Genomic DNA, 18433 nt, shown 5'->3' with positions numbered 1-18433 from the left:
ATTCTAGTTTTGACGCGTTTTCTTCACGCGAACCGGCATCCACTTCGCTCGAAAACGCTCTGACCGATCACTCGTTGTTGCCGCGACGGACCGTGATCGAGGCGTCGGTCCGGGTGCGCGTGCATTCGAGATTGAGGCGGCGATAGCGCATGTTGATGGTGTTGCCGCGCAGGATCCCCATCCGTTTCAGGCAGCGCGAGGTGCCGGTGGTGGCGTCGTCCTTCGGCACGGTGAAGATCAGCGCGGTGGCCGCGCCCACCAGGTTGAAGAATTCCGGCTTCATCTTGCGATCGGTCTTGGCATAGAGCTCGATCGAATAGTCCTTGCCGCGGCAGCCGAGCGACAGTTCCTTGGCGGCCGGGTGTGTGAGGTATGTGATGTTGGCGGCGCTGAAATTGACCTTCAGCCCGTCGATCTGACCGGCGAGCTGCTTGGCGATGTCCACGCAGGGATCCGCATGAGCGGGTGCGGCGGCGAAGGCGGTCGCCAGCGCGATCAGTGCGGCAGGCAGGGTGGGGCGGATGCTGAAAGAGCGTCGGCGCAACGGTGCTGTCACGAAATACCCCCGCGGTATGAAAATACGCGAAGCTACATGCAGGCTCTCGCGCAGCGCGTCAATACGGCCCCGTCAGGACGGGCACTTTCCGTCCTGTGCCTTGGAGGCGCCGGCGGCGCGGCGCTCGCAATCATTGCCGTAGGTCTTGCCGTCACAGCCGCACACCGGCTTGAAGATCTTGTTGCAGATCGTCGGCCGGAACGCGCAGCTGCCGGACTGGTCGGCACGGCCGCAGCTGCCGGGTTTGAACTGGCAGAACTGGCCGCGACTGCTGCATTGCAGGCCGGCGATGCCGCCGCACACCCTGCCGAGGCGGGCCGCATCGACGGCGCTCGGGAGCGCGATCAACAAGGCCAGCGCCGCAAACCGGATGAAAAGCGCTGTCTTCATATGAAGGCCTCCTGACGGCTTCGCTGGCCGGTTGGTGGTGTGCTGCGCGTTGTGGCAACCCAAGATTACCGTGGCATGAAACCTAGCACGTGGATTGCCGGTCCCGCGCATGGCTGGAAGGCAGCCGGCTTCCCTTTCCTTTGCCCGAAAAAGGCTTAGAACGGCTCTACATTGCCGGCGGCCTCACGGCCGGACCGGCCTTCGAACCCGGCCTGCAAGCCCAAAGAGCAGCTCATGAACGCCCCCTCCGCCTTCCCCGACCAGCAGAAGCCCGTTCCGCCCTACAAGCACACGCCGTTGTTCCCGCTGGGTGCCGACACCACGCCCTACAAGAAGGTGACGAGCGAGGGCGTCCGGGTCGAGAAGGTCTTGGGCAAGGACATGCTGGTGGTGTCGCGCGAGGCGCTGCGGGCGCTCTCCGAGGCGGCCTTCGGCGACATCAACCACTATCTGCGGCCAGGCCATCTGAAGCAGCTGCGCTCGATCCTCGAGGACAAGGAAGCCAGCGACAACGACAAGTTCGTCGCCTTCGACTTCCTGAAGAACGCCAACATCGCGGCCGGCGGCGTGCTGCCGATGTGCCAGGACACCGGCACCGCGATCATCATGGGCAAGAAGGGCTGCAACGTCATCACCGACGGTGAGGACGAGGCCGCGCTGTCCGAAGGCGCGCGCGACGCTTATCTGCGCCGCAACCTGCGCTACTCGCAGGTCGCTCCGCTGTCGATGTATGAGGAGAAGAACACCGCCAACAACATGCCGGCGCAGTGCGAGATCTACGCCGAGGGCGACGACGCCTACAAGTTCATGTTCATGGCCAAGGGCGGCGGAAGCGCCAACAAGAGCTTCCTGTTCCAGGCGACGCCCTCGGTGCTGACCAAGGACCGGTTGCTGGCGTTCCTGAAGGAGAAGGTGCTGACGCTCGGCACCGCGGCGTGCCCGCCGTATCACCTTGCGATCGTGATCGGCGGCACCTCGGCCGAGCTCTGCATGAAGACCGTGAAGCTCGCCTCGGCGCGCTATCTCGACGCGCTGCCGACCCACGGCTCGCCTGACGGCAACGCGTTCCGCGATCTCGAGATGGAGCAGGAAATCCTCAAGATGACGCAGTCGCTCGGCGTCGGCGCGCAGTTCGGCGGCAAGTATTTCTGCCACGACGTGCGCGTGATCCGCATGCCGCGCCACGGCGCCTCGCTGCCGATCGGTCTCGGCGTGTCGTGCTCGGCCGACCGTCAGGTGCTCGGCAAGATCACCAAGGACGGCGTCTATCTCGAGGAGCTCGAGCATAACCCGGCGCAATATCTGCCGGCGGTCGAACAGTCGCTCGGCGGCGAGGTCGTCAAGATCGACCTCAACAGGCCGATGAAAGAGATTCTGGCGACGATGTCGCAATATCCGATCAAGACTCGTGTCTCGATGACCGGCACCATGATCGTGGCGCGCGACTCCGCCCACGCCAAGCTGCGCGAGCGGCTGGAGAAGGGCGAGCCGCTGCCGGATTATTTCAAGAACCATCCGGTGTACTACGCCGGCCCCGCCAAGACGCCCGACGGCTACGCCTCCGGCGCGTTCGGCCCGACCACCGCGGGCCGCATGGACTCCTTCGTCGATCAGTTCCAGGCCGCCGGCGGATCGATGGTGATGGTCGCCAAGGGCAACCGCGCGGTCGCGGTGCGCGAGGCCTGCAAGAAGCACGGCGGCTTCTATCTCGGCTCGATCGGCGGCGCCGCGGCGAACCTCGCCGAGCACTGCATCAAGAAGGTCGAGGTGGTCGAGTATCCCGAGCTCGGCATGGAAGCGATCTGGCGCATCGAAGTGGTCGACTTCCCGGCCTTCATCATCATCGATGACAAGGGCAACGACTTCTTCAAGGAATTGAACCTGGGTTGATTGCGGTCGGCCTCGACGGGTTCTCCAAAGGCTGGGTCGCCGTCACCATCGACGGCGACCAGCGCACGATTTCCTTTCATAGCGACATTGCGGATGCGCTTTCGCGTCCGTTCGATCGCGCCGGGATCGATATCCCGATCGGCATGACCGACGACGGCCAACGCGGTTGTGACCGTCTCGCCCGCGAGCAGCTTCGTCCGCACACCTCGCGCGTCTTCACCGGTGCGCGGCGTTGGCTGTGGCAGGAGTTTCGCGATCCCGACAAGGCCAATGAGGAAGCGCGGCGCCGAGGGCAGACCTGCGTCTCGCGCCAGCTCTGGCACATCGGGCCGAAGATCATGGAGGTCGATGCGTTCGTCCGCGCCAATCCCGCGCGCGACATCCGCGAGGTGCATCCCGAACTGGTGTTCCTGCGGCTGAACGGCGGCACGCCATTGCCGCGCAAGAAGTCGGAGGAGGGCGACGCGCTGCGTCGCAGGCTGCTGAAGCGAGCAGGTTTTCGCGAGATCGATCGCTGGCTCACCGAGGTGCGGATCGGTACCGGCGCGAAACGCGACGACGTGTTGGATGCCTGCGCGGTGGCGCTCGCGGCCCAAAAACCAAGCGGCTGCGTTCCCGGGGGATCGCAGCCGCTGGATGCGCATGATCTGCCGATGCAGATCTGGTTCTAAAAAAGGGCGGTTACGCCCGCGAGCCGGTGAAGGGGAAGCTGCCCATCGGGCCGATGCCCATCTCGCCGGAGATGCCGTCGCCGGCGACCTTGCCGGTGAATTCGAGCGTCAGCGGCATCGGGTTGGTGATGGAAACTTTCCAGGTGACGTCGTCGCCGTTCACGGTGCCGTCGAAGATGTCGGTGGAGTTGCCCTCGGCGCCCTGCGTGCCGGTGAGCGTGCCGCCGGAGCTTGCCAGCGACAGCGTCGCCTTGCGCTCGCCCATCGGCGTCGTCATCGTCAGATTCCAGTTTCCGTCCACCGCCATTGATGTCTCCCTCCAGTTAACAGCGTGCGCGGGTATAGCTCATCTTGCCGCGCGCGCCTAGTTCGTGGCTGCGGCGATCAGGCGCGGGCTGTGGCGCGCAACCGGCTTCCGACCAGGAAGCGGAAGGCGACATACTGGATGGCGAAGGCGGCGATCTTGGCGCCGAGCAACACCACCGAGACGTAGAAAGCCCACAGCTTCATGTCGCCGGTTGCAGCGACCGCGATGGTGCCGGCAGCCAGGATGAACATCAGCCCGGCCCAGGCATAGCCGGCGAGGGTGGCATATTCCGGAATGGTCTCGGTCACGATCGGCGGCAGGTAGCGCAGCATCCAGCCACGCTTCAGCATGATCGCGCCGATCGCGATGTGACCGATCGCAGGCTTCGCCAGCACGAAGCGCGGATCGTTGGTGACGAGCGTCGCGCCGCCCAGCACGATCACCAGCCCAAGGCTCGCCCAGGTCATGTAGCCGAGCGCCTGTCCCTTGACGCGGGCATAGATCACTTGCGCAATCGCACCCGCGATCGCAACGCCGGTGGCGATCAGCACATTGTCGGTGGTGAGATAGACCACCAGGAACACGATGGTGGAGAGGAAGTCGCTCGCGAGCCTGGCAAATACGCTCTTCATCGTGGTGGGTTCCGTTTCCTCGGGTGCGGTGATCGTTCTTGTGTTGTGTCAGCAGCGTTCAGTGCGACGGGAGCGCGCTCGCCGGCGGCACGCCGTCCTTGGCCATGCGATACTGCGGATACCAGCGGGTGAAACCGACAGCGGCGTTGCGCGCGGCAAAGGCGATCAGCAGGCCGGTCCACAGTGGCAGGGCGGGCACGTAGAGCACCGCGACGTTGCCGATCAGCATCAGCAGCGTCGCGGCGGTCCAGGCGCCGGTGATCAAATAGTTGGCGGTGAGGAAGCCTGGCTGCTTCGCGATCTCGGCGTCGACTTGCTCGAGCGCATATTGCCGCGTGAAGGGACGGCCGATCAGGATCGAGCCGAGCGACACCACGAGGATGCCGGCATCGACGGCGATCTTGACCGCGATGCTGCTCGCCGTTGCATCGATGAAGGTGAGATAGAGACCGACCGCGGTGAACACGACCACCGAGCCGACGCCGAGGATCTTGATGCTGCGGCCGCGCGCGATATCGAATGCGATGACGGCAAGGCAGATCAGTGCGGCACAGAGCAGGCTCACCGTGGCCGAAGCCACCAGCATCAGCGTGGCGAAGGCGCCGTATGGAGCGAGGATCAGGAAGATCGTCATTGGAAGCCTCGATGGCTGATCTTTACACCGTAAAGATACCGTAGAGGCGGGCAAGAAGAGCGTCAAGCGAAATCTTTACAGTGTCAAAATCGTGATGTGATGGAGAAAAATAGAGATAAGGCAATAATCTAGGCGTTAGCTGCACACGGCATTCACTGTCCGGCACCGCCATGGCCGGGCTTGTCCCGGCCATCAACTTCTTTTCCCACCGGCGGCGAGAAAGACGTGGATGCCCGGCACGAGGCCGGGCATGACGATTGGAGAGGTTGATGCTCTTGCGTCTGAGACGATCGGCCGTTACTGCGCCCCGACCCAATTGCCGTGGAATCCATCCGGCACGCGATGGCCGAGATGGACCAGCGCGGTCGGGCCCGCCTCGACATCTTGTGCGTTGAACACGGCGAGGTCGCTACGATTTTCGCGGGCGCGCCAGACCACCGCGAGCAGCCAGCCGTCGCCTTCCGCGGCGTCGGCACTGCGCTCGACGAACACAGGCTCGGAGATGGTGTCGCCGGCGGGCAGGAGATAATGGCCGAGCCGCTTGCCATGGCCGTCGACATGCACGATCCCGGAGAGCGCGCCGAACATCGGTAGGTCGGGATTGGCGCAGGCGTACCAGCCGTGATTGCTGGCGAAGCCCGCGCGGCGATCGTCGACGCGGGGGAATTCGCCGGTGAGGTCGTCGAGATAGGTTTGCGTGAAGCGGTCGGTATTCCCTGAGAGGTCGAAGGTCCAGCGGCAATACCGCGCACGGTTCTTCTTCGGGTCGGTCTGCGAGCCGTCTGGGTGGTTGAACAGCGGCGCTTCCTCGAACTGCATCACGTCGGCGATGATGCGGTTGCCGTCTTCCCAGGCGTTCATGACATGAAAGACGTAGCAGGTCTCGGCGCGGAACCAGACGATGTCCTTTGACGAACCGCTGCGCTTCATCACGCCGACATAGGCGCCTTTCTCCGGCTCCCAGGCGTAGGGCGCCTGTCCGCGCATCGCGCGCTGCATGCTGCCGGTGATCGGCAGGATCGGAAACAGCACATGGTTCTCGGTGACGATGAAGTCGTGCACCATGCTGGCATAGGGCGCCTCGAAGCGTTCGAACCGGCTCACCACGCCGGATGAGCTCACCGCGCCGAACGACAGCGCGGGCGTCAGCGGACCCGCGGCGTTGTAGCCGAAGAACACCATCTCGCCGGTGACCGGATCGATCTTGGGATGTGCGGTGAACGGGCCTGCGATCGCGCCCTTGTAGTCGCAATAGCCAAGGCGATTGAGCGTGCCGGGCTCGATCTCGGTCGGCAGATGGCCTTCCTCGAGTGCGAGCAGGCGGCCGCCATGGAAAATGATGTTGGTGTTGGCGACCCCGCCGTCGGTCGTGGTCGTTGCCGGCGCATCCGGGATCTTGCGACCGAAGCCGCCGAACAGCGCGCGGCCGGCATCGTGCTCGGCCTGCCATTTCGGGGTGCGGACCCAGCGGTTGCGGTAGCTGGCGCGGCCGTTCTCGAGGTGGAACGCGTGCAGCATGCCGTCACCGACGAACCAGTGCGCGCCCGGTGCCTCGAACTGCGGATTGGGACCGTTGCGGTAGAGCGTGCCGTTCAGCTCGCGCGGCAATTCGCCCGTGATCTTCAGGAACGGCGCATCGGCTTCGAACGGGATCGGCGCCAGATTGGTGCGCGCCGTGGTGGTTGTGACCTGGTCGAGCATTCCGGTCTCCCTGCATTATGATCTTTACATCGTAAAGATATCAGTAGGGATGACGCCACCGATCGTCAAGCAAAATCTTTACAGTGTAAAAATTGCGACCTATAAGGGCCGCATGACAAGATTGTCCAAGGAAAACAAGGCGACTCGCGCGACACCGGCGCGGACCCGCCGGATTGCGCGCCCAACCGCCGATCGTCCGGCACAGCGACGCCGCGCCCATGACACGCCGTATCATCATGGCGATCTGCACGAAGCGCTGCTGAAAGCCGCCGAGCGCGTGCTCGAGCGCGACGGACTGGCGGGACTGACATTGCGGGCGGTGGCGCGCGAGGCCGGCGTGTCGCACGCCGCGCCCACGCATCACTTCGGCGATCTCACCGGTTTGCTCAGCGAACTCGCCGCGATCGGTTTCCGGCAGTTCGGTCAGGCGATGGCGGCGGCGGACGCGTCGGCGGCGACACCGCCCGAAAAGGGCGTGGCGAGCGCCAAGGCCTATGTCGCCTATGCGCAGGCACATCCCGGCATGTATGGGCTGATGTTCCGCAGTGAGCGGCTCGATCATGCGCGGCCGTCGCTGCACGAGGCGTCGGAGGCGTCGTTCGCGGGGCTGACCCGCGGCGTCGGCGCCAGCCGCCATGAGCAGATTTCCAAGGAGCAGCTGACGCTGGAGCAGGCGGCTGCGATCGCGTCGGCCTGGTCGCTGGTGCATGGCTTCACCATGCTGCTGCTCGACGGACGCCTCAAGACGATTCTGGATCGGTCGCCGGAGGGCACATCGGTGGAGACGTTGTTGACCGCGATGCTGCGATTGTCCGCGGGCCGCTCGGCGCGGCCCTAACGGTTCGTCAGCGACGTGGTGCGGCCGCTCTGTCCGATCGTCTTGACCTTGTCCGCGCCGCATTTGAAATCGCGGGCGAAATCGTCGGCGGCCTGCCGCGCCAGCTCGTTGGCGTTGGGATTGGCGGCGACATCGACATAGGCGACATGGCAGACATCGCCCGGCGGCAACCGCGTCACGGCGAGCATCGCCCGTGAGACCGGGCCGCCGCGCTTGTCCTGCTCGCTGTTGTCGGCAATCTGCCAGCGCTGGATGATCGCAAACGGCTTGCTGCCGGCTGCCCGCCATTCGAGTGTATCGCCCGTCGAGCTGAACGGACCAAACCAGGCCTGCGCCGCAGGTTCCCGCGCTGCTGCTTGGCGGTTGCGGCCCACCGAGACCACTTCGCGCAGATCGCCCTCGCTGATCAGCACCACAAGACCGGATTTTCCCGGGCAGACCCGCGTGGTGCTGCCGTCCTCTTCATTGGGCTTGCCGATCATGCGGCAGGCCTTCGGCGCGGTCGAGGTGTAGCTGCTGCTGATCGTCTCAGCGCCAGCCTGACCAGGATTTGCGCAGGCGAGCGCCATAATGATTGTTGCAAAAGCAAGGTATTTCATTGGGAAAACCTGCGATCCGGACGTTACTTTGTGTCTGACATATGCAATCTGGGGAAGGTTCAATAGACACGCGGGAAACACCTGACAGGCGCGCGGAATCGTCCTAGAAGGGCGGCTTCGCAACTTTGTCGCGTGCACCCAGCGTGCCGTAACCTCGATCGTCATGACCGCATCATTATCGCACAAGCCCTATCGCGTCGGCCGCTCCCGTACCGGCCTCGGCCTCTTCGCCACCAAGCCGATCAAGAAAGGCACCAAGATCATCCGCTATTTCGGGCCGTTGCTCGACTCGAAGAAGAAGGATGAGGACGCGATCGAGAACAAGTATCTGTTCGAGCTCACCAACCGCTGGACCATCGACGGCTCGATCCGCGAGAATGTGGCCCGCTACATCAACCACGCCTGCCGGCCGAATGCGGAATCCGACGTCAAGCCGCGCAAGCGCAAGGTGTTCATCCGCGCTATTAAGGACATCGAGCCGGGCGACGAGATCAACTACGACTACGGAACCGACTATTTCAAAGCCTATCTGAAGCCGATCGGCTGCAAGTGCGACGCCTGCGAGAAGAAGCGCAAGAAGCAGCGCGCGGAGGCGAGGGCGGAACGGGTGCGGCTGAAGGAAAAGGCCGAACGGAAGGCCAAGCGCGAGGCCGAAAAGCTCGCTGAGACGCGCGCCAAGGAGCGGAAGGCCAAGGCGAAGAAGGCTGCCAAAGCCAATGGCAAGTCCGGCAACGGCCAGACGCTGAATGGCAAGGCACTGAATGGCAAGGCACTGAACGGCAAGACGCTGAACGACAAGCACCTCAACGGCCATAGCGTGACGGCTGCGGCCAGCAAGCGTGCGGCCCCTTCAAAGCGTGCCGCCACACGCGTGCTGCAGGCCTGAGTTACGAAACCGATCCGGTTCGGCGATGATCATGACACGCGCGCCGGATGGCGCGCGGGACGTGGCAGGTAAGCGCAGTCGGCGAGCGTGGTCCCGTCGAGCTCGCGCATGAAGGCCTCGCGGGCTGCCGCGAGCCTCGCCTTCAGCCGGCAGCGCGGCAGCAGCACACATTCTCCGCCATCATCCCTGAAACACTCGACCAGCGCGCTGCCGCCTTCCAGCGCGCGGACCACTTGTCCGAGAGTGATGGTCTCTGCCGGCCGCGCCAGCGAAAAACCGCCGCCGGCGCCGCGCTGGGTCGCGATGAAGCCGGCGTCGGCGAGGTCGCGCACCACCTTGGCGAGGTGATTGCGGGAAATGCCGAACTCGGCCGCGATCTCGCCGGTGGCAAACGACCGGTCCGGCTCGCCGGCCAGCCGCATCAGGGCGCGGAGCGCAAAATCCGTGAACGAAGTCAGGCGCATGGAAGCCCTTCGCAATCAGCACTTGGCGGATCCGCTATAGCAGTCTAAATAGGCATTTAAAATGCTTATTTAGGATGTAAGCGATGAGTGGAGCAGAGCGCCGCGAGCAGATCACCACCGAGATTGTCGCGCGCACCGGGATCACTGAAGCCATGATCGAGCAGTTGGTGCACGGGTTCTACGCCAAGGTGCGGCAGGACCCGATGATCGGGCCGGTGTTCGAGGCCAGGATCAGCAACTGGGAGCCGCATCTGGCGCAGATGTGTGCGTTCTGGTCCTCGGTCGCGCTGATGACCGGGCGCTATCACGGCACGCCGATGGTCAAGCACATGCCATTGCCGATCGATGCCGCGCATTTCGACCGCTGGCTCGAACTGTTCGAGGCGACCGCGCATGAGCTATGCCCGCCGGTTGCCGCGGTCCATTTCATCGAGCGCGCGCACCGCATCGCCTCCAGCCTCGAGATGGGCGTCGCCAGCGGGCAGGGCGTGATGCTGGCGGTCGGCCAACGCTACAGGCGAAGCGAAACAGGAGCAGTGCAATGAGGAGCAAGGCGAAAGCGGTCGCTCGGGCGATCGACGGCACGTGGTTTAGACAGGATCAGGCCGATCCTTTGTCCGGCAGCAGCCTCGTGCCGATGCTGATCATCGGCCTGGCGCTGACCTTCGCGGGCATGATCGTCGCAGTGGTCCTGAGCTGACAGAAGAGAACGGCCGCCGCATTTGCCGCGACGGCCGCCCGGCACCTCTCGCGTTCGGCTTACGTCGCGACTGTGTCGCCGCTTCGGCGCATCCCGACATATTGCAGCTCGGCAAACACGCCGGTGGCGACCGCCTGGGCGAGGATCACGATGGTCCCGAGCAGGTTCGGCGACACCGCGCCCGAGAGCAGCAGCGCGATGCTGGCCAGCGTCCAGGCTGCGTTGCCGGCGACCACGAGGATCACAGGTCCCTTCGGCAGCAAGGTTCGCGATCCGAGCCAGCCGACAAGCGCGGTATAGGCGATCAGGAACAGACCGGTCTCGCGCAAGAGCGCTTCCGGCAGGCCGAGCAGCGATGCCAGCGCGCCGGCATCGAGCACCATCGCGATGGCGGAGATGCCGCTGAACACGGCATCGGCAAGCAAGGCGCGGCGCAGCAGTTGGGACGAATGGATCATGGCAGTATCTCCTCTGGTTGGCATGGGGTGGTCAGCGGAACAGGGCCTGCAGCTGACGCCACAGGCGGAGCGGGCACAGCGCCTTGCCGACCCTCATCTCGACCGCATAGACCTGAGCGAACACGAACACGCCGGTGTCGTGCACGATCGGCTGCGGCATGTTGAGCGAGCGCGCGAGGAGCCAGGTGGTCAAATGGACCAGCCACGGGAGCAGGACGGCGAAGGCGCGGATAAGGGACAGCATCAGCATGGTCATCTCCTGTGCCGTGGAAGATGAGCCGGCCTGCGCACCAATTCGATTACCTCAGGCGTAATGGAACGGGCGAATTCCGCATGGTAGGTTTTGCAGCATGAACGCACATGCATCCATGGCGCGGGCCGAGCCCGCAAAACCCGTCCTGATCGGCGAGCACCTGCGCGAATGGCGGCAGCGCCGCCATCTCAGCCAGCTCGACCTTGCCGTCGATGCCGAGATCTCGGCGCGGCATTTGAGCTTCGTCGAGACCGGCCGCTCGGCGCCGTCGCGCGACATGGTCCTCAAACTGGCGGAGCGCCTCGACGTGCCCCTACGCGAACGCAACGTGCTGCTGGTCGCCGCGGGCTTCGCGCCCGCATTCCCGCAACGCTCGCTGGAGGATCCCGCGCTGAAATCGGCACGCGAGGCGATCAACCTGGTTTTGAAGGCGCATGAGCCCAATCCGGCGCTGGCCTATGACCGGCACTGGAATCTGGTCTCCGCCAACCGCATGGTGGCGCCGTTGCTCGAGGGCGTGCCGCAGCGGCTGCTCGGCCAGCCCTTCAACATCCTGCGGCTGGCGTTCCACCCCGAAGGCCTGGCTCCGCGCACCGTGAATCTCGCGGAATGGGCCGCGCACCTCCTGGAGCGGCTGCACCGGCAATGCGAGGCGACCGCGGATCCGGAGCTGCTCAAGCTCTACCAGGACCTGAAGTCCTACCCGATCCCGGCGCGCTCGGCGCCGATCACGACCGACAACAACGTCGCGCTTCCGTTCAAGCTCCGCCTCAATGGCGAGATCCTGAGCTTCATCTCGACCACCATGGTGTTCGGCACACCGGTCGACATCACGCTGCAGGAATTGGCGCTGGAGACCTTCTTCCCGGCCGATGAGCTGACCGCCGAGCGGATGCGGCAGATGGCAGCCAGTATGAAATAGCGGCTTGTCTCGGGGCGCTTTCAGCCTACCTTTGGGGTTCCAATTTTGCCGGGAACCCTGCCATGAGCGATCTGAAGCCGCTTCGCCTCGACATCGTCTCCGACGTCGTCTGCCCCTGGTGCTATATCGGCAAGCATCGCATCGAGGATGCGCTGAAGCTGGTGCCCGATGTGCCGGTCGAGGTGCACTGGCGGCCGTTCTTCCTCAACAATTGGGTGCCGCGCGAGGGCATCAGCCGCGACGAGTATCTCACTGCCAAATTTGGCTCGGTCGAGGCCTATAAGGGCATCGCCGGCCGCGTGGTCGCCGCCGCCAATGAGGAGGGGCTGACCTACCATCCCGAGCTCGTCAAGCGGCAGCCCAACACGATCGACTGCCACCGCTTGATCCATTGGGCCGAGGCCCAGGGCAAGGCAGCCGAGATGAAGCAGCGGCTGATGGAGCTGTATTTCCGCGACGGCGGCGATCTCACCGACACCAACGTCCTCGTCCAGGCGGCGGCCGATGTCGGGCTCGATGCCGACGACGTGCGCAAGCGTCTTGCCACCGACGAGGATGTTGCCTTGGTCTCGGCGCAGGCCCAGGAGGCCGCCGAGAAGGGCATCTCCGGCGTGCCGACCTTCGTGTTCGCACAGAAATACGCAGTGTCCGGCGCCCAGCCGGCCGAGCAGCTCGCCCGCGCCATCCGCGAGGTCTCGGCGGAGATCAACGCACAGGCGGCGGAGTAGTCCGCAATCATTTTCAGAAGCCCGGCTCGCGCCGGGCTTTTTCGTTTGCCCACATCGTCAATCCAAACAATCAGGGAGACCATCATGATCTATGAGCTGCGCACCTATACAGTTCGTCCGGGCACCGTCGGCGAGATGGTGAAGGCCGCGAGCACAATCTCGCGCGATATCCGCGGCGACAATTTCGGCAAGCTTGAAGGCTACTGGATCACCGAGATCGGTCCACTCAATCAGGTCATGCACATGTGGAGCTACGCCGATCTCAACGAGCGGACCCGGCTGCGCGCCGAGCTTTCCAAAAATCCGCGCTGGACCGGCGAGTACATTCCGGCGATCCGTCCGCTGCTGGTGCGCCAGGAGGTCCGGCTGCTGAATGCGATCATTCCGCCGGTGGCGCCGGCCACCAACAAGGGTAACATCTACGAATTCCGCAACTATCGCGCCAAGCCGCTCGGCGGCGTCAAGCAATGGCTCGATCTGATCACTGGCGTGATGCCGGAGCGCGAGAAATATTCCAAGATCGTCGGCCTCTGGCACACCGATTCTGGACAGCCCAACGAGGTCTGCCACATCTGGGCCTATCCCGATCTCAATGCCCGCGCTGCTGCGCGCGGCGGCGCGATGAAGGATCCGGCCTGGCTGGAATTCCTGGGCAAGGGCACGCAGCTGCTCGAGGAGATGCACTCGACCATCATGCTGCCGGCGCCGCATTCGCCGCTGCAGTGAGGGGCGTGCGGCTCGCGCCGGGTGCACAATGGCAGAAAGCCTCAACCGATGTTTCCATCGGATGAGGCTTTCCAGGCAAGGGCATGCGCTGCCTGAGAAACAGCGCGCCGCAACGCTAGTAGGGCCAGCTGACGTCAACCTGACGGCGAGGTTCAATTGTTTCTCGATGTATCTGTATGGCTACGAAAAGGTAAACCGCTTCCGTGGGTGAGCGAGGCCGGCTCGATCCGCTTACCAGCGCGGCATCAGATGGCCTGATGCCGCCTCATCCAGCACGGCAAATTGCTGCGAGCCATTCTCGAATGCCGTCACCATGTCGGCCAGCCGGTCGAGCTCGGCGAGGGCGTTGACCGTCAACACCTTGCTGGCCGGTGCAGCGTCGCGCCAGCTATCCCAACCGGACATTTGCCGGTTCGTGAGCGACAGCAGGTCGCGGTAGACGTTGACGTGCAGAAACCACAGACCCGTGGCTGCGCCATGTCCGAAGGCGCCAGCAGCAACCGCGTTGCTTCTCGCAAGCCGCCAGGCTTGCGACGCCGTCAGAAACGCATCGCGCGGCAGGTTAGCGCTGTCGAACGCGATCTGCTGCTGGTCGATTTGCAGTCGATCGAGCTGTGCGTCGGCCTGCAGCCAGCGCCGGTCGTCCGGCGACCAATACTCGCAAATCCAATGGTCGTGATAGATGTCGTCGCCGATGTAGGTGGCGAAGCCGCAGCGGACCCGCGCCGGGATCGACCGGTGTCGGAGCATGCTGCAGAGCAGGAGCGCGTAGTCGCGACAGGTGCCGAACGTGCGGCTGCGCGGCGGACGTGCCGCGGTCAACGGTCCGGCGAACGCCGCCTGGATCAACTTCAATCGATCTGCGACCGGTTGGGTTTGCCTGACCATCGCGACATCAGGCGGGATGCCGTAACGCTCCGCCCAAGCGACATGGATGATCAGCCCCGAGACAATGCCGCACAGCCCGGAGATCGTCTCGGGCAAATCATCATAGGTGCCGACCAACGCGCCCGGGTCGGTCAACGCGTCCTGCCGGAGGTAGAATTCCTGCGTCGTCATGTCTGCACCGGATCACGACATCATCGGCTCGAGGCCATCATGTGCAGCCTATCGATCCGCGCGGCCTCATGTAAGGGGCGGTGTTATCCGGGGTTGCCGCGCCGGCTGCGGATCAAGCGGACGGCGCCGCGCGCGGCTTCATAGCCGAGCCTGTTCAGGGTCAGCGCGGCATGGATGGCGGTGACCAGCGGATCGCGGCGTCGCAGCGGCAGCAGCACGTCGCCGATCGCGAACCGGCCGCGCCAGAGCGGGTCGATCATCGGGTGGCCGGGCGCCGCGGTGGAATCCGCCGAATTGATCGCGGGATCGGCGCAGAGATGGCGTGTCAGCTCCAGCGTCAGTTGCGTACCGGGCGAATGCCTGGCAAAGCGCTCGTCGATACCGATCTTGAAGAAGAAGGCGCGGTCCTGGTGGCGCACCACAATGCCGGCTGCGACCGCCGTGCCGCCGGCATGCAGCGTGACGATCTCGCAGCGGCCGCTCTCGGCCATAGCCAACGTCGCGCGGCGGATGAAGGTCGCGTCGCCGGCATGCTGGCTGAGCGCCGTGCCGCGCTGGCCCTTCCAGCCGCTGGCTTCGAGGGCAAGGAAGGTCTCGAGCGCCGCGGCAATTGCGCGCGGCGTGCGGGCGACATCGAAGCGCACCGCGCCGTGGTCGGTCAGGCGATGGCGCTGGCGGCGCAGCTCCTTCAGCTTCTTGGGTCCGAGCGCGTCGCGCAGCAATTCGTCGGCATCGCGCGTCGCATCGAGCTGTGCGCGCTGCCAGGCGCTCAGCAGGCGCGGCTCCAAACCGTCTTGCGCGAGCGCCGCGCGGATCGCCGCCATAGCCGGGCCTTCGAGCGACATGGTGCGGAGGATCAGCGCATGTGCGCCCGCATCGCGGGCCTGCTGCAACATCTTGGCGACGGCCTGCTCGGCGGCGTCGCGGTCGAGCAGCGGCGTGCACAGCGTGCCGTAGGGTTCGGCGCCGACCAGCGCGGGCAGTGGAACGTGGTAGATCCGTCGCATGGGGATGACCGGCAACAGCCCGATCAATTGCCCGGCATCGCCGGTGGCGCTGAGCAGCAACGCGCCGGTGCGGCCGCGCGCCGAGGCATCGACCGCCAATTCCCAGTCCGCCTGGTAGTAGCCATTGGGCTCGATCGCGCGCTCGGCAAGCGCACGCCATGCGCCGACCGGTGCGGCCGCCAATGGCGGCAACGCACGATCGTCCGTGGCATCCTGGCGCGATGCACGGCGGATCATTGCCTGGTCAGCTATATCGGCCACGTCCCTGTTTCCCCGGCGCGTCCGCACGGCAGATCAGCCTGCGTTCGTCAGAGGCAACGCTAGGGCAAAGAGATGGAAAATGCCGTTGAGGCTATCGGGCAATTTGAGCGGTCATGTTAACGCATCGTTCAGCATGTGGCCGAGACCGTCCGCCTATGGCGACCAGGGCGGGCCGACGATGAAGCTGACGTCGTCGGTCCAGAGCGCCTTGGTGTCCCAGGGATTCCCACTGTCGCCGTCGCCCGCGACATAGACCTTGCCGTAGAAGTGACGGATGTATTTCGTCGGGTAGTTCAGGGCGTGGAATGAATTTCCCTTTCCGTTTTTCCCCGGCTGCGCGCAGAAGGTTGCGTCGGACCGGTTGAGGGCCGTGCCGTCAAACGATTGCAGATGCAGCGCCGAGTTCTGGTGCCGCAGGAAGTCGCCCGGACTGCCCTTCGCTTCGAAGGAGACGCAGGCGCTATCGGCGAGCCCCCGCCGGACGATCCACGTCGCGTCGCGCCGGTCTTGCGCGGTGCTGCGCGCCGTGATCGGCGCGATCACGGCGGCGCCGTTCTGGTTGCGGACATAGTCTGCCGTGCAGCATGCGGTGGTCGCCTGCAGCGAGATTTCCGATCCCGGCGCCATCGTTCCGGACAGTCCGGTGGGCGCACCATAGCCTGCGGCAACAATGTCGGACTGGACCGCGTTATCGGCGCTGTCGGCTGGAAAGCCTGACGTCATCACGCCTTCGAAGAAGGAGCCCGCGGAGGCATGGCTGTTGTCTCCTCCGATGCCGAGGATGATGGCGCCTTCCTGGCGCATCGGCGCATAGCCGCGGGGCAGGGCGCCGGCATAGATCGTGCTGAGCCCGCCCGATTGGGCATCGCCCCATTTCAACGCAAACCGCGTCCGGCTGTTGTTCTTCAGCCAGGTGGAGATGAACGGACGTGGCACGCCGCCGATGACCGCCGCCGGATTGCAGCTCCGCTTGTCCCAGTGGAATATCCCGTTCTCGAGATCGGCGTGCACGCCGGGTCTCGCTTCATTGCGGCAATTCGGCCATTCCAGATCTCGGCTGACATTGAGCGCATCCATGTGGCCGGCACCGGTGTCGGTGCTGCTCGTTTCGGCATTGCCATAGTCGAAACAGCATCCCGAATTGAAGTGGGTTGCGGAGGAAACCATGTACATGCCTTCCGGCTCCCCGTTCACTGCAACGCCGGTCGTCCTGATGTCGTGATAACCCATGCCGGGCGAAATCGAGACGCCATAGACCTGATGGCCGCCGGCCGTGATCGGTAGCGCGTCGGCCGCGGCGCCGAGGTCGGCCCCGCCGGGGCCGGGGCCCTTGTAGTGTCCACCGCCGGCGATGGTGAGGTCGTTATGCCGGGACGACTGATCGTAGATCCTGGTGATGATGCAGCTGGTGTTGGCGCAGAATGCATCCTGTGCCGCCGCGTTGGCGTAGCCGTCCGAGAGCACGCCGATGTTCTCGGCGGCGTTGTCCGAGCTTCTCTTCACTTGATAGAGCGGGCCGGCATATTTGGCGTAGAGCGATCTCACCGTGCTGTGCGCGGCGACGCAGGGGGTATTCGCGGCTGCGTAGATGTCGCAGGGCCGCTGCTTGATCGTCGCGCCATGCGCAGCGCCGGGGCCGATCAGTCCGCCCGCCACCAGGCCGACGATAAGCGCCAACGCCGTGCGAATATCCTTCGGTCTCAATGAGAATAGCAGTGCGCTCATCGCCGATATGATCCTCCCATCGCCGCGACAAGGTAGCTGCGGAGATCGCAAGGGCTCATAACAATCCGGTGACAGCGTTGCGGTCAGCTGCGCGTCTAGAACGCGCCACCTTGAACGCCTGTCGTCCGGATCATTTCTGCACCACCGGTGTGCGCGCATGCGCACTGAGCGGCCGATGCGGGCGCGCCTAGCTGCAAGGTCTCCGGACGATCCGGGTGCGCAAATCAAAGGAACTGACATGTCGAGATTGGAAGGCAAGGTCGCGGTGATTAGCGGCGGCAACAGCGGCATCGGGCTCGCCATCGCGCAACGCTTCGCAAAGGAAGGCGCGGATGTGTTCATCTTCGGCCGGCGCCAGGACGCGCTCGACAAGGCGGCGAAGCTGATCGGCGGCGGCGTCACCGCGATCCAGGCGGATGCGTCCAGGCTCGATGATCTCGACCGTGTCGCCGGGACGGTTCGCAAGGCGAAGGGCAGGGTGGACGTGGTGGTGTCCAACGCCGGCTTCACCGAACAGGTACCGCTGCGTGAGATCACGGAGGAGCACTACGACCGCACGTTCAACCTGATGGCCAAGGGGCCGCTGTTCCTGGTGCAGAAGATGCTGCCGATGATGGCTGGCGGCGGATCGATCATCCTGGTGTCCTCGGCCATGCACTATATGGGCCTCGCGAACCACTCGACCTATGCCGCAACCAAGGCGGCGGTGCGCTCTTACGTGCGGACCTGGGCAGCCGAGTTCAAGGACAGCGGCATCCGCGCCAACCTGCTCAGCCCAGGGCCCGTCGACACGCCGATCATGGATTCCCAGGCGTCGACGCCCGAGCAAGCCGCCGCGATCCGCAAGATGTATTCCAACTACACGCCGATGCTGCGGATCGGCCGTCCCGAGGAATTGGCGGCGGCAGCGGTCTTCCTGGCCTCGGACGAGAGCTCATTCATGACCGGCTCGGACATGGTCGTCGACGGCGGCGTCAGCAACGTCTGAGCTGCCATGGCATGCGCGATCAGGCTGGCCGGCGCATG

At 64.7% G+C, this 18433-nt stretch carries 23 protein-coding genes; 10 read left to right on the top strand and 13 right to left on the bottom strand.

Annotated features, from left to right (window positions below):
- Positions 1-67: 67 nt before the first annotated feature.
- Positions 68-556, bottom strand: coding sequence for a hypothetical protein (locus JQ616_RS15250; RefSeq protein ID WP_433995971.1), 489 nt, complete (start codon positions 554-556; stop codon positions 68-70).
- Positions 557-628: 72 nt separating this feature from the next.
- Positions 629-946: a Kazal-type serine protease inhibitor family protein gene (locus tag JQ616_RS15245; protein WP_212015543.1), complete on the bottom strand. Its 318-nt coding sequence runs from the start codon at positions 944-946 to the stop codon at positions 629-631.
- 234 nt (positions 947-1180) lie between these two features.
- On the opposite strand from JQ616_RS15245, the gene JQ616_RS15240 reads away from it, so the two are divergent.
- Positions 1181-2836, top strand: coding sequence for a fumarate hydratase (locus JQ616_RS15240; protein ID WP_212015541.1), 1656 nt, complete (start codon positions 1181-1183; stop codon positions 2834-2836).
- Positions 2833-3507 (top strand): DUF429 domain-containing protein, encoded by a 675-nt coding sequence (locus tag JQ616_RS15235; protein ID WP_212015540.1) that lies wholly within the window; start codon positions 2833-2835, stop codon positions 3505-3507. Before JQ616_RS15240 ends, JQ616_RS15235 begins: the two co-directional genes overlap by 4 nt.
- Positions 3508-3517: 10 nt before the next feature.
- Here the strand turns inward: JQ616_RS15235 and JQ616_RS15230 are convergent, their stop codons facing one another.
- The 4 genes from JQ616_RS15230 to JQ616_RS15215 form a co-directional block, all read right to left on the bottom strand.
- Positions 3518-3814 (bottom strand): hypothetical protein, encoded by a 297-nt coding sequence (locus tag JQ616_RS15230; RefSeq protein WP_212015539.1) that lies wholly within the window; start codon positions 3812-3814, stop codon positions 3518-3520.
- Positions 3815-3891: 77 nt separating this feature from the next.
- Complete coding sequence (locus JQ616_RS15225) at positions 3892-4446, bottom strand: inner membrane-spanning protein YciB (RefSeq protein ID WP_212015538.1); 555 nt, start codon at positions 4444-4446, stop codon at positions 3892-3894.
- Positions 4447-4504: 58 nt separating this feature from the next.
- Positions 4505-5080: a hypothetical protein gene (locus JQ616_RS15220; RefSeq protein WP_212015537.1), complete on the bottom strand. Its 576-nt coding sequence runs from the start codon at positions 5078-5080 to the stop codon at positions 4505-4507.
- Positions 5081-5377: 297 nt separating this feature from the next.
- A complete protein-coding gene (locus JQ616_RS15215) occupies positions 5378-6781 on the bottom strand; it encodes a carotenoid oxygenase family protein (RefSeq protein ID WP_212015536.1) in 1404 nt (467 codons plus the stop codon).
- 112 nt (positions 6782-6893) lie between these two features.
- Here JQ616_RS15215 and JQ616_RS15210 point away from each other — a divergent pair, with 112 nt between their 5' ends.
- On the top strand, positions 6894-7619 hold the full coding sequence (locus JQ616_RS15210; RefSeq protein WP_212015535.1) for a TetR/AcrR family transcriptional regulator: 726 nt from the start codon (positions 6894-6896) through the stop codon (positions 7617-7619).
- On the opposite strand, the gene JQ616_RS15205 is transcribed toward JQ616_RS15210, so the two are convergent.
- A complete protein-coding gene (locus tag JQ616_RS15205; RefSeq protein WP_433995977.1) occupies positions 7616-8218 on the bottom strand; it encodes a hypothetical protein in 603 nt (200 codons plus the stop codon). The two genes, JQ616_RS15210 and JQ616_RS15205, sit on opposite strands and share 4 nt — an antisense overlap.
- Before the next feature lie 163 nt (positions 8219-8381).
- Between JQ616_RS15205 and JQ616_RS15200 the strand changes: the two genes are divergently transcribed.
- Positions 8382-9104, top strand: a complete 723-nt coding sequence (locus tag JQ616_RS15200; RefSeq protein ID WP_212015534.1) for an SET domain-containing protein — start codon at positions 8382-8384, stop codon at positions 9102-9104.
- Positions 9105-9133: 29 nt separating this feature from the next.
- Here JQ616_RS15200 and JQ616_RS15195 read toward each other — a convergent pair whose 3' ends face one another.
- Entirely contained in the window at positions 9134-9568 is a 435-nt protein-coding gene (locus tag JQ616_RS15195) for an RrF2 family transcriptional regulator (RefSeq protein ID WP_212015532.1), read from the bottom strand.
- 83 nt (positions 9569-9651) lie between these two features.
- Between JQ616_RS15195 and JQ616_RS15190 the strand changes: the two genes are divergently transcribed.
- Positions 9652-10113 carry a group III truncated hemoglobin gene (locus tag JQ616_RS15190; RefSeq protein ID WP_212015530.1) on the top strand — a complete coding sequence of 154 codons (462 nt, stop codon included), beginning with the start codon at positions 9652-9654 and terminating at the stop codon, positions 10111-10113.
- Positions 10110-10268, top strand: coding sequence for a hypothetical protein (locus JQ616_RS15185; protein ID WP_212015528.1), 159 nt, complete (start codon positions 10110-10112; stop codon positions 10266-10268). Before JQ616_RS15190 ends, JQ616_RS15185 begins: the two co-directional genes overlap by 4 nt.
- Before the next feature lie 59 nt (positions 10269-10327).
- On the opposite strand, the gene JQ616_RS15180 is transcribed toward JQ616_RS15185, so the two are convergent.
- Together JQ616_RS15180 and JQ616_RS15175 are read right to left on the bottom strand one after the other, a co-directional pair.
- Complete coding sequence (locus tag JQ616_RS15180; RefSeq protein ID WP_212015527.1) at positions 10328-10726, bottom strand: hypothetical protein; 399 nt, start codon at positions 10724-10726, stop codon at positions 10328-10330.
- A gap of 31 nt (positions 10727-10757) precedes the next feature.
- Positions 10758-10982: a hypothetical protein gene (locus tag JQ616_RS15175; protein ID WP_212015525.1), complete on the bottom strand. Its 225-nt coding sequence runs from the start codon at positions 10980-10982 to the stop codon at positions 10758-10760.
- A 94-nt stretch (positions 10983-11076) separates the two neighbouring features.
- Between JQ616_RS15175 and JQ616_RS15170 the strand changes: the two genes are divergently transcribed.
- The 3 genes from JQ616_RS15170 to JQ616_RS15160 all read left to right on the top strand — a co-directional run bounded on the left by JQ616_RS15170 (position 11077) and on the right by JQ616_RS15160 (position 13355).
- A complete protein-coding gene (locus tag JQ616_RS15170) occupies positions 11077-11901 on the top strand; it encodes a helix-turn-helix domain-containing protein (RefSeq protein WP_212015524.1) in 825 nt (274 codons plus the stop codon).
- 62 nt (positions 11902-11963) lie between these two features.
- Positions 11964-12629: a DsbA family oxidoreductase gene (locus JQ616_RS15165; protein WP_212015522.1), complete on the top strand. Its 666-nt coding sequence runs from the start codon at positions 11964-11966 to the stop codon at positions 12627-12629.
- Between the two features lie 84 nt (positions 12630-12713).
- Complete coding sequence (locus tag JQ616_RS15160) at positions 12714-13355, top strand: NIPSNAP family protein (RefSeq protein WP_212015520.1); 642 nt, start codon at positions 12714-12716, stop codon at positions 13353-13355.
- A 231-nt stretch (positions 13356-13586) separates the two neighbouring features.
- Here the strand turns inward: JQ616_RS15160 and JQ616_RS15155 are convergent, their stop codons facing one another.
- From JQ616_RS15155 to JQ616_RS15145, 3 genes are all read right to left on the bottom strand, one after another.
- Entirely contained in the window at positions 13587-14414 is an 828-nt protein-coding gene (locus JQ616_RS15155; RefSeq protein WP_212015519.1) for a transglutaminase-like domain-containing protein, read from the bottom strand.
- Between the two features lie 83 nt (positions 14415-14497).
- Entirely contained in the window at positions 14498-15682 is a 1185-nt protein-coding gene (locus JQ616_RS15150) for a GNAT family N-acetyltransferase (RefSeq protein ID WP_212015517.1), read from the bottom strand.
- A gap of 153 nt (positions 15683-15835) precedes the next feature.
- Entirely contained in the window at positions 15836-17407 is a 1572-nt protein-coding gene (locus tag JQ616_RS15145) for an alpha-L-arabinofuranosidase B (RefSeq protein ID WP_212015516.1), read from the bottom strand.
- A gap of 238 nt (positions 17408-17645) precedes the next feature.
- Here JQ616_RS15145 and JQ616_RS15140 point away from each other — a divergent pair, with 238 nt between their 5' ends.
- A complete protein-coding gene (locus JQ616_RS15140) occupies positions 17646-18395 on the top strand; it encodes an SDR family NAD(P)-dependent oxidoreductase (RefSeq protein WP_212015514.1) in 750 nt (249 codons plus the stop codon).
- Positions 18396-18433: the final 38 nt, after the last annotated feature.

The sequence above is a fragment of the Bradyrhizobium tropiciagri genome (assembly GCF_018130545.1).
GTDB lineage: Bacteria > Pseudomonadota > Alphaproteobacteria > Rhizobiales > Xanthobacteraceae > Bradyrhizobium > Bradyrhizobium tropiciagri_A.
This window is presented reverse-complemented; position numbering and strand designations above follow the sequence as displayed.

Excerpts from the sequence above, each read along its gene's own strand:
- JQ616_RS15245 (WP_212015543.1), bottom strand. The coding sequence starts at position 946 with ATGAAGACAGCGCTTTTCATCCGGTTTGCGGCGCTGGCCTTGTTGATC.
- JQ616_RS15240 (WP_212015541.1), top strand. The coding sequence starts at position 1,181 with ATGAACGCCCCCTCCGCCTTCCCCGACCAGCAGAAGCCCGTTCCGCCC.
- JQ616_RS15230 (WP_212015539.1), bottom strand. The coding sequence starts at position 3,814 with ATGGCGGTGGACGGAAACTGGAATCTGACGATGACGACGCCGATGGGC.
- JQ616_RS15225 (WP_212015538.1), bottom strand. The coding sequence starts at position 4,446 with ATGAAGAGCGTATTTGCCAGGCTCGCGAGCGACTTCCTCTCCACCATC.
- JQ616_RS15220 (WP_212015537.1), bottom strand. The coding sequence starts at position 5,080 with ATGACGATCTTCCTGATCCTCGCTCCATACGGCGCCTTCGCCACGCTG.
- JQ616_RS15215 (WP_212015536.1), bottom strand. The coding sequence starts at position 6,781 with ATGCTCGACCAGGTCACAACCACCACGGCGCGCACCAATCTGGCGCCG.
- JQ616_RS15210 (WP_212015535.1), top strand. The coding sequence starts at position 6,894 with ATGACAAGATTGTCCAAGGAAAACAAGGCGACTCGCGCGACACCGGCG.
- JQ616_RS15205 (WP_433995977.1), bottom strand. The coding sequence starts at position 8,218 with ATGAAATACCTTGCTTTTGCAACAATCATTATGGCGCTCGCCTGCGCA.
- JQ616_RS15200 (WP_212015534.1), top strand. The coding sequence starts at position 8,382 with ATGACCGCATCATTATCGCACAAGCCCTATCGCGTCGGCCGCTCCCGT.
- JQ616_RS15195 (WP_212015532.1), bottom strand. The coding sequence starts at position 9,568 with ATGCGCCTGACTTCGTTCACGGATTTTGCGCTCCGCGCCCTGATGCGG.
- JQ616_RS15190 (WP_212015530.1), top strand. The coding sequence starts at position 9,652 with ATGAGTGGAGCAGAGCGCCGCGAGCAGATCACCACCGAGATTGTCGCG.
- JQ616_RS15185 (WP_212015528.1), top strand. The coding sequence starts at position 10,110 with ATGAGGAGCAAGGCGAAAGCGGTCGCTCGGGCGATCGACGGCACGTGG.
- JQ616_RS15180 (WP_212015527.1), bottom strand. The coding sequence starts at position 10,726 with ATGATCCATTCGTCCCAACTGCTGCGCCGCGCCTTGCTTGCCGATGCC.
- JQ616_RS15175 (WP_212015525.1), bottom strand. The coding sequence starts at position 10,982 with ATGACCATGCTGATGCTGTCCCTTATCCGCGCCTTCGCCGTCCTGCTC.
- JQ616_RS15170 (WP_212015524.1), top strand. The coding sequence starts at position 11,077 with ATGAACGCACATGCATCCATGGCGCGGGCCGAGCCCGCAAAACCCGTC.
- JQ616_RS15165 (WP_212015522.1), top strand. The coding sequence starts at position 11,964 with ATGAGCGATCTGAAGCCGCTTCGCCTCGACATCGTCTCCGACGTCGTC.
- JQ616_RS15160 (WP_212015520.1), top strand. The coding sequence starts at position 12,714 with ATGATCTATGAGCTGCGCACCTATACAGTTCGTCCGGGCACCGTCGGC.
- JQ616_RS15155 (WP_212015519.1), bottom strand. The coding sequence starts at position 14,414 with ATGACGACGCAGGAATTCTACCTCCGGCAGGACGCGTTGACCGACCCG.
- JQ616_RS15145 (WP_212015516.1), bottom strand. The coding sequence starts at position 17,407 with ATGAGCGCACTGCTATTCTCATTGAGACCGAAGGATATTCGCACGGCG.
- JQ616_RS15140 (WP_212015514.1), top strand. The coding sequence starts at position 17,646 with ATGTCGAGATTGGAAGGCAAGGTCGCGGTGATTAGCGGCGGCAACAGC.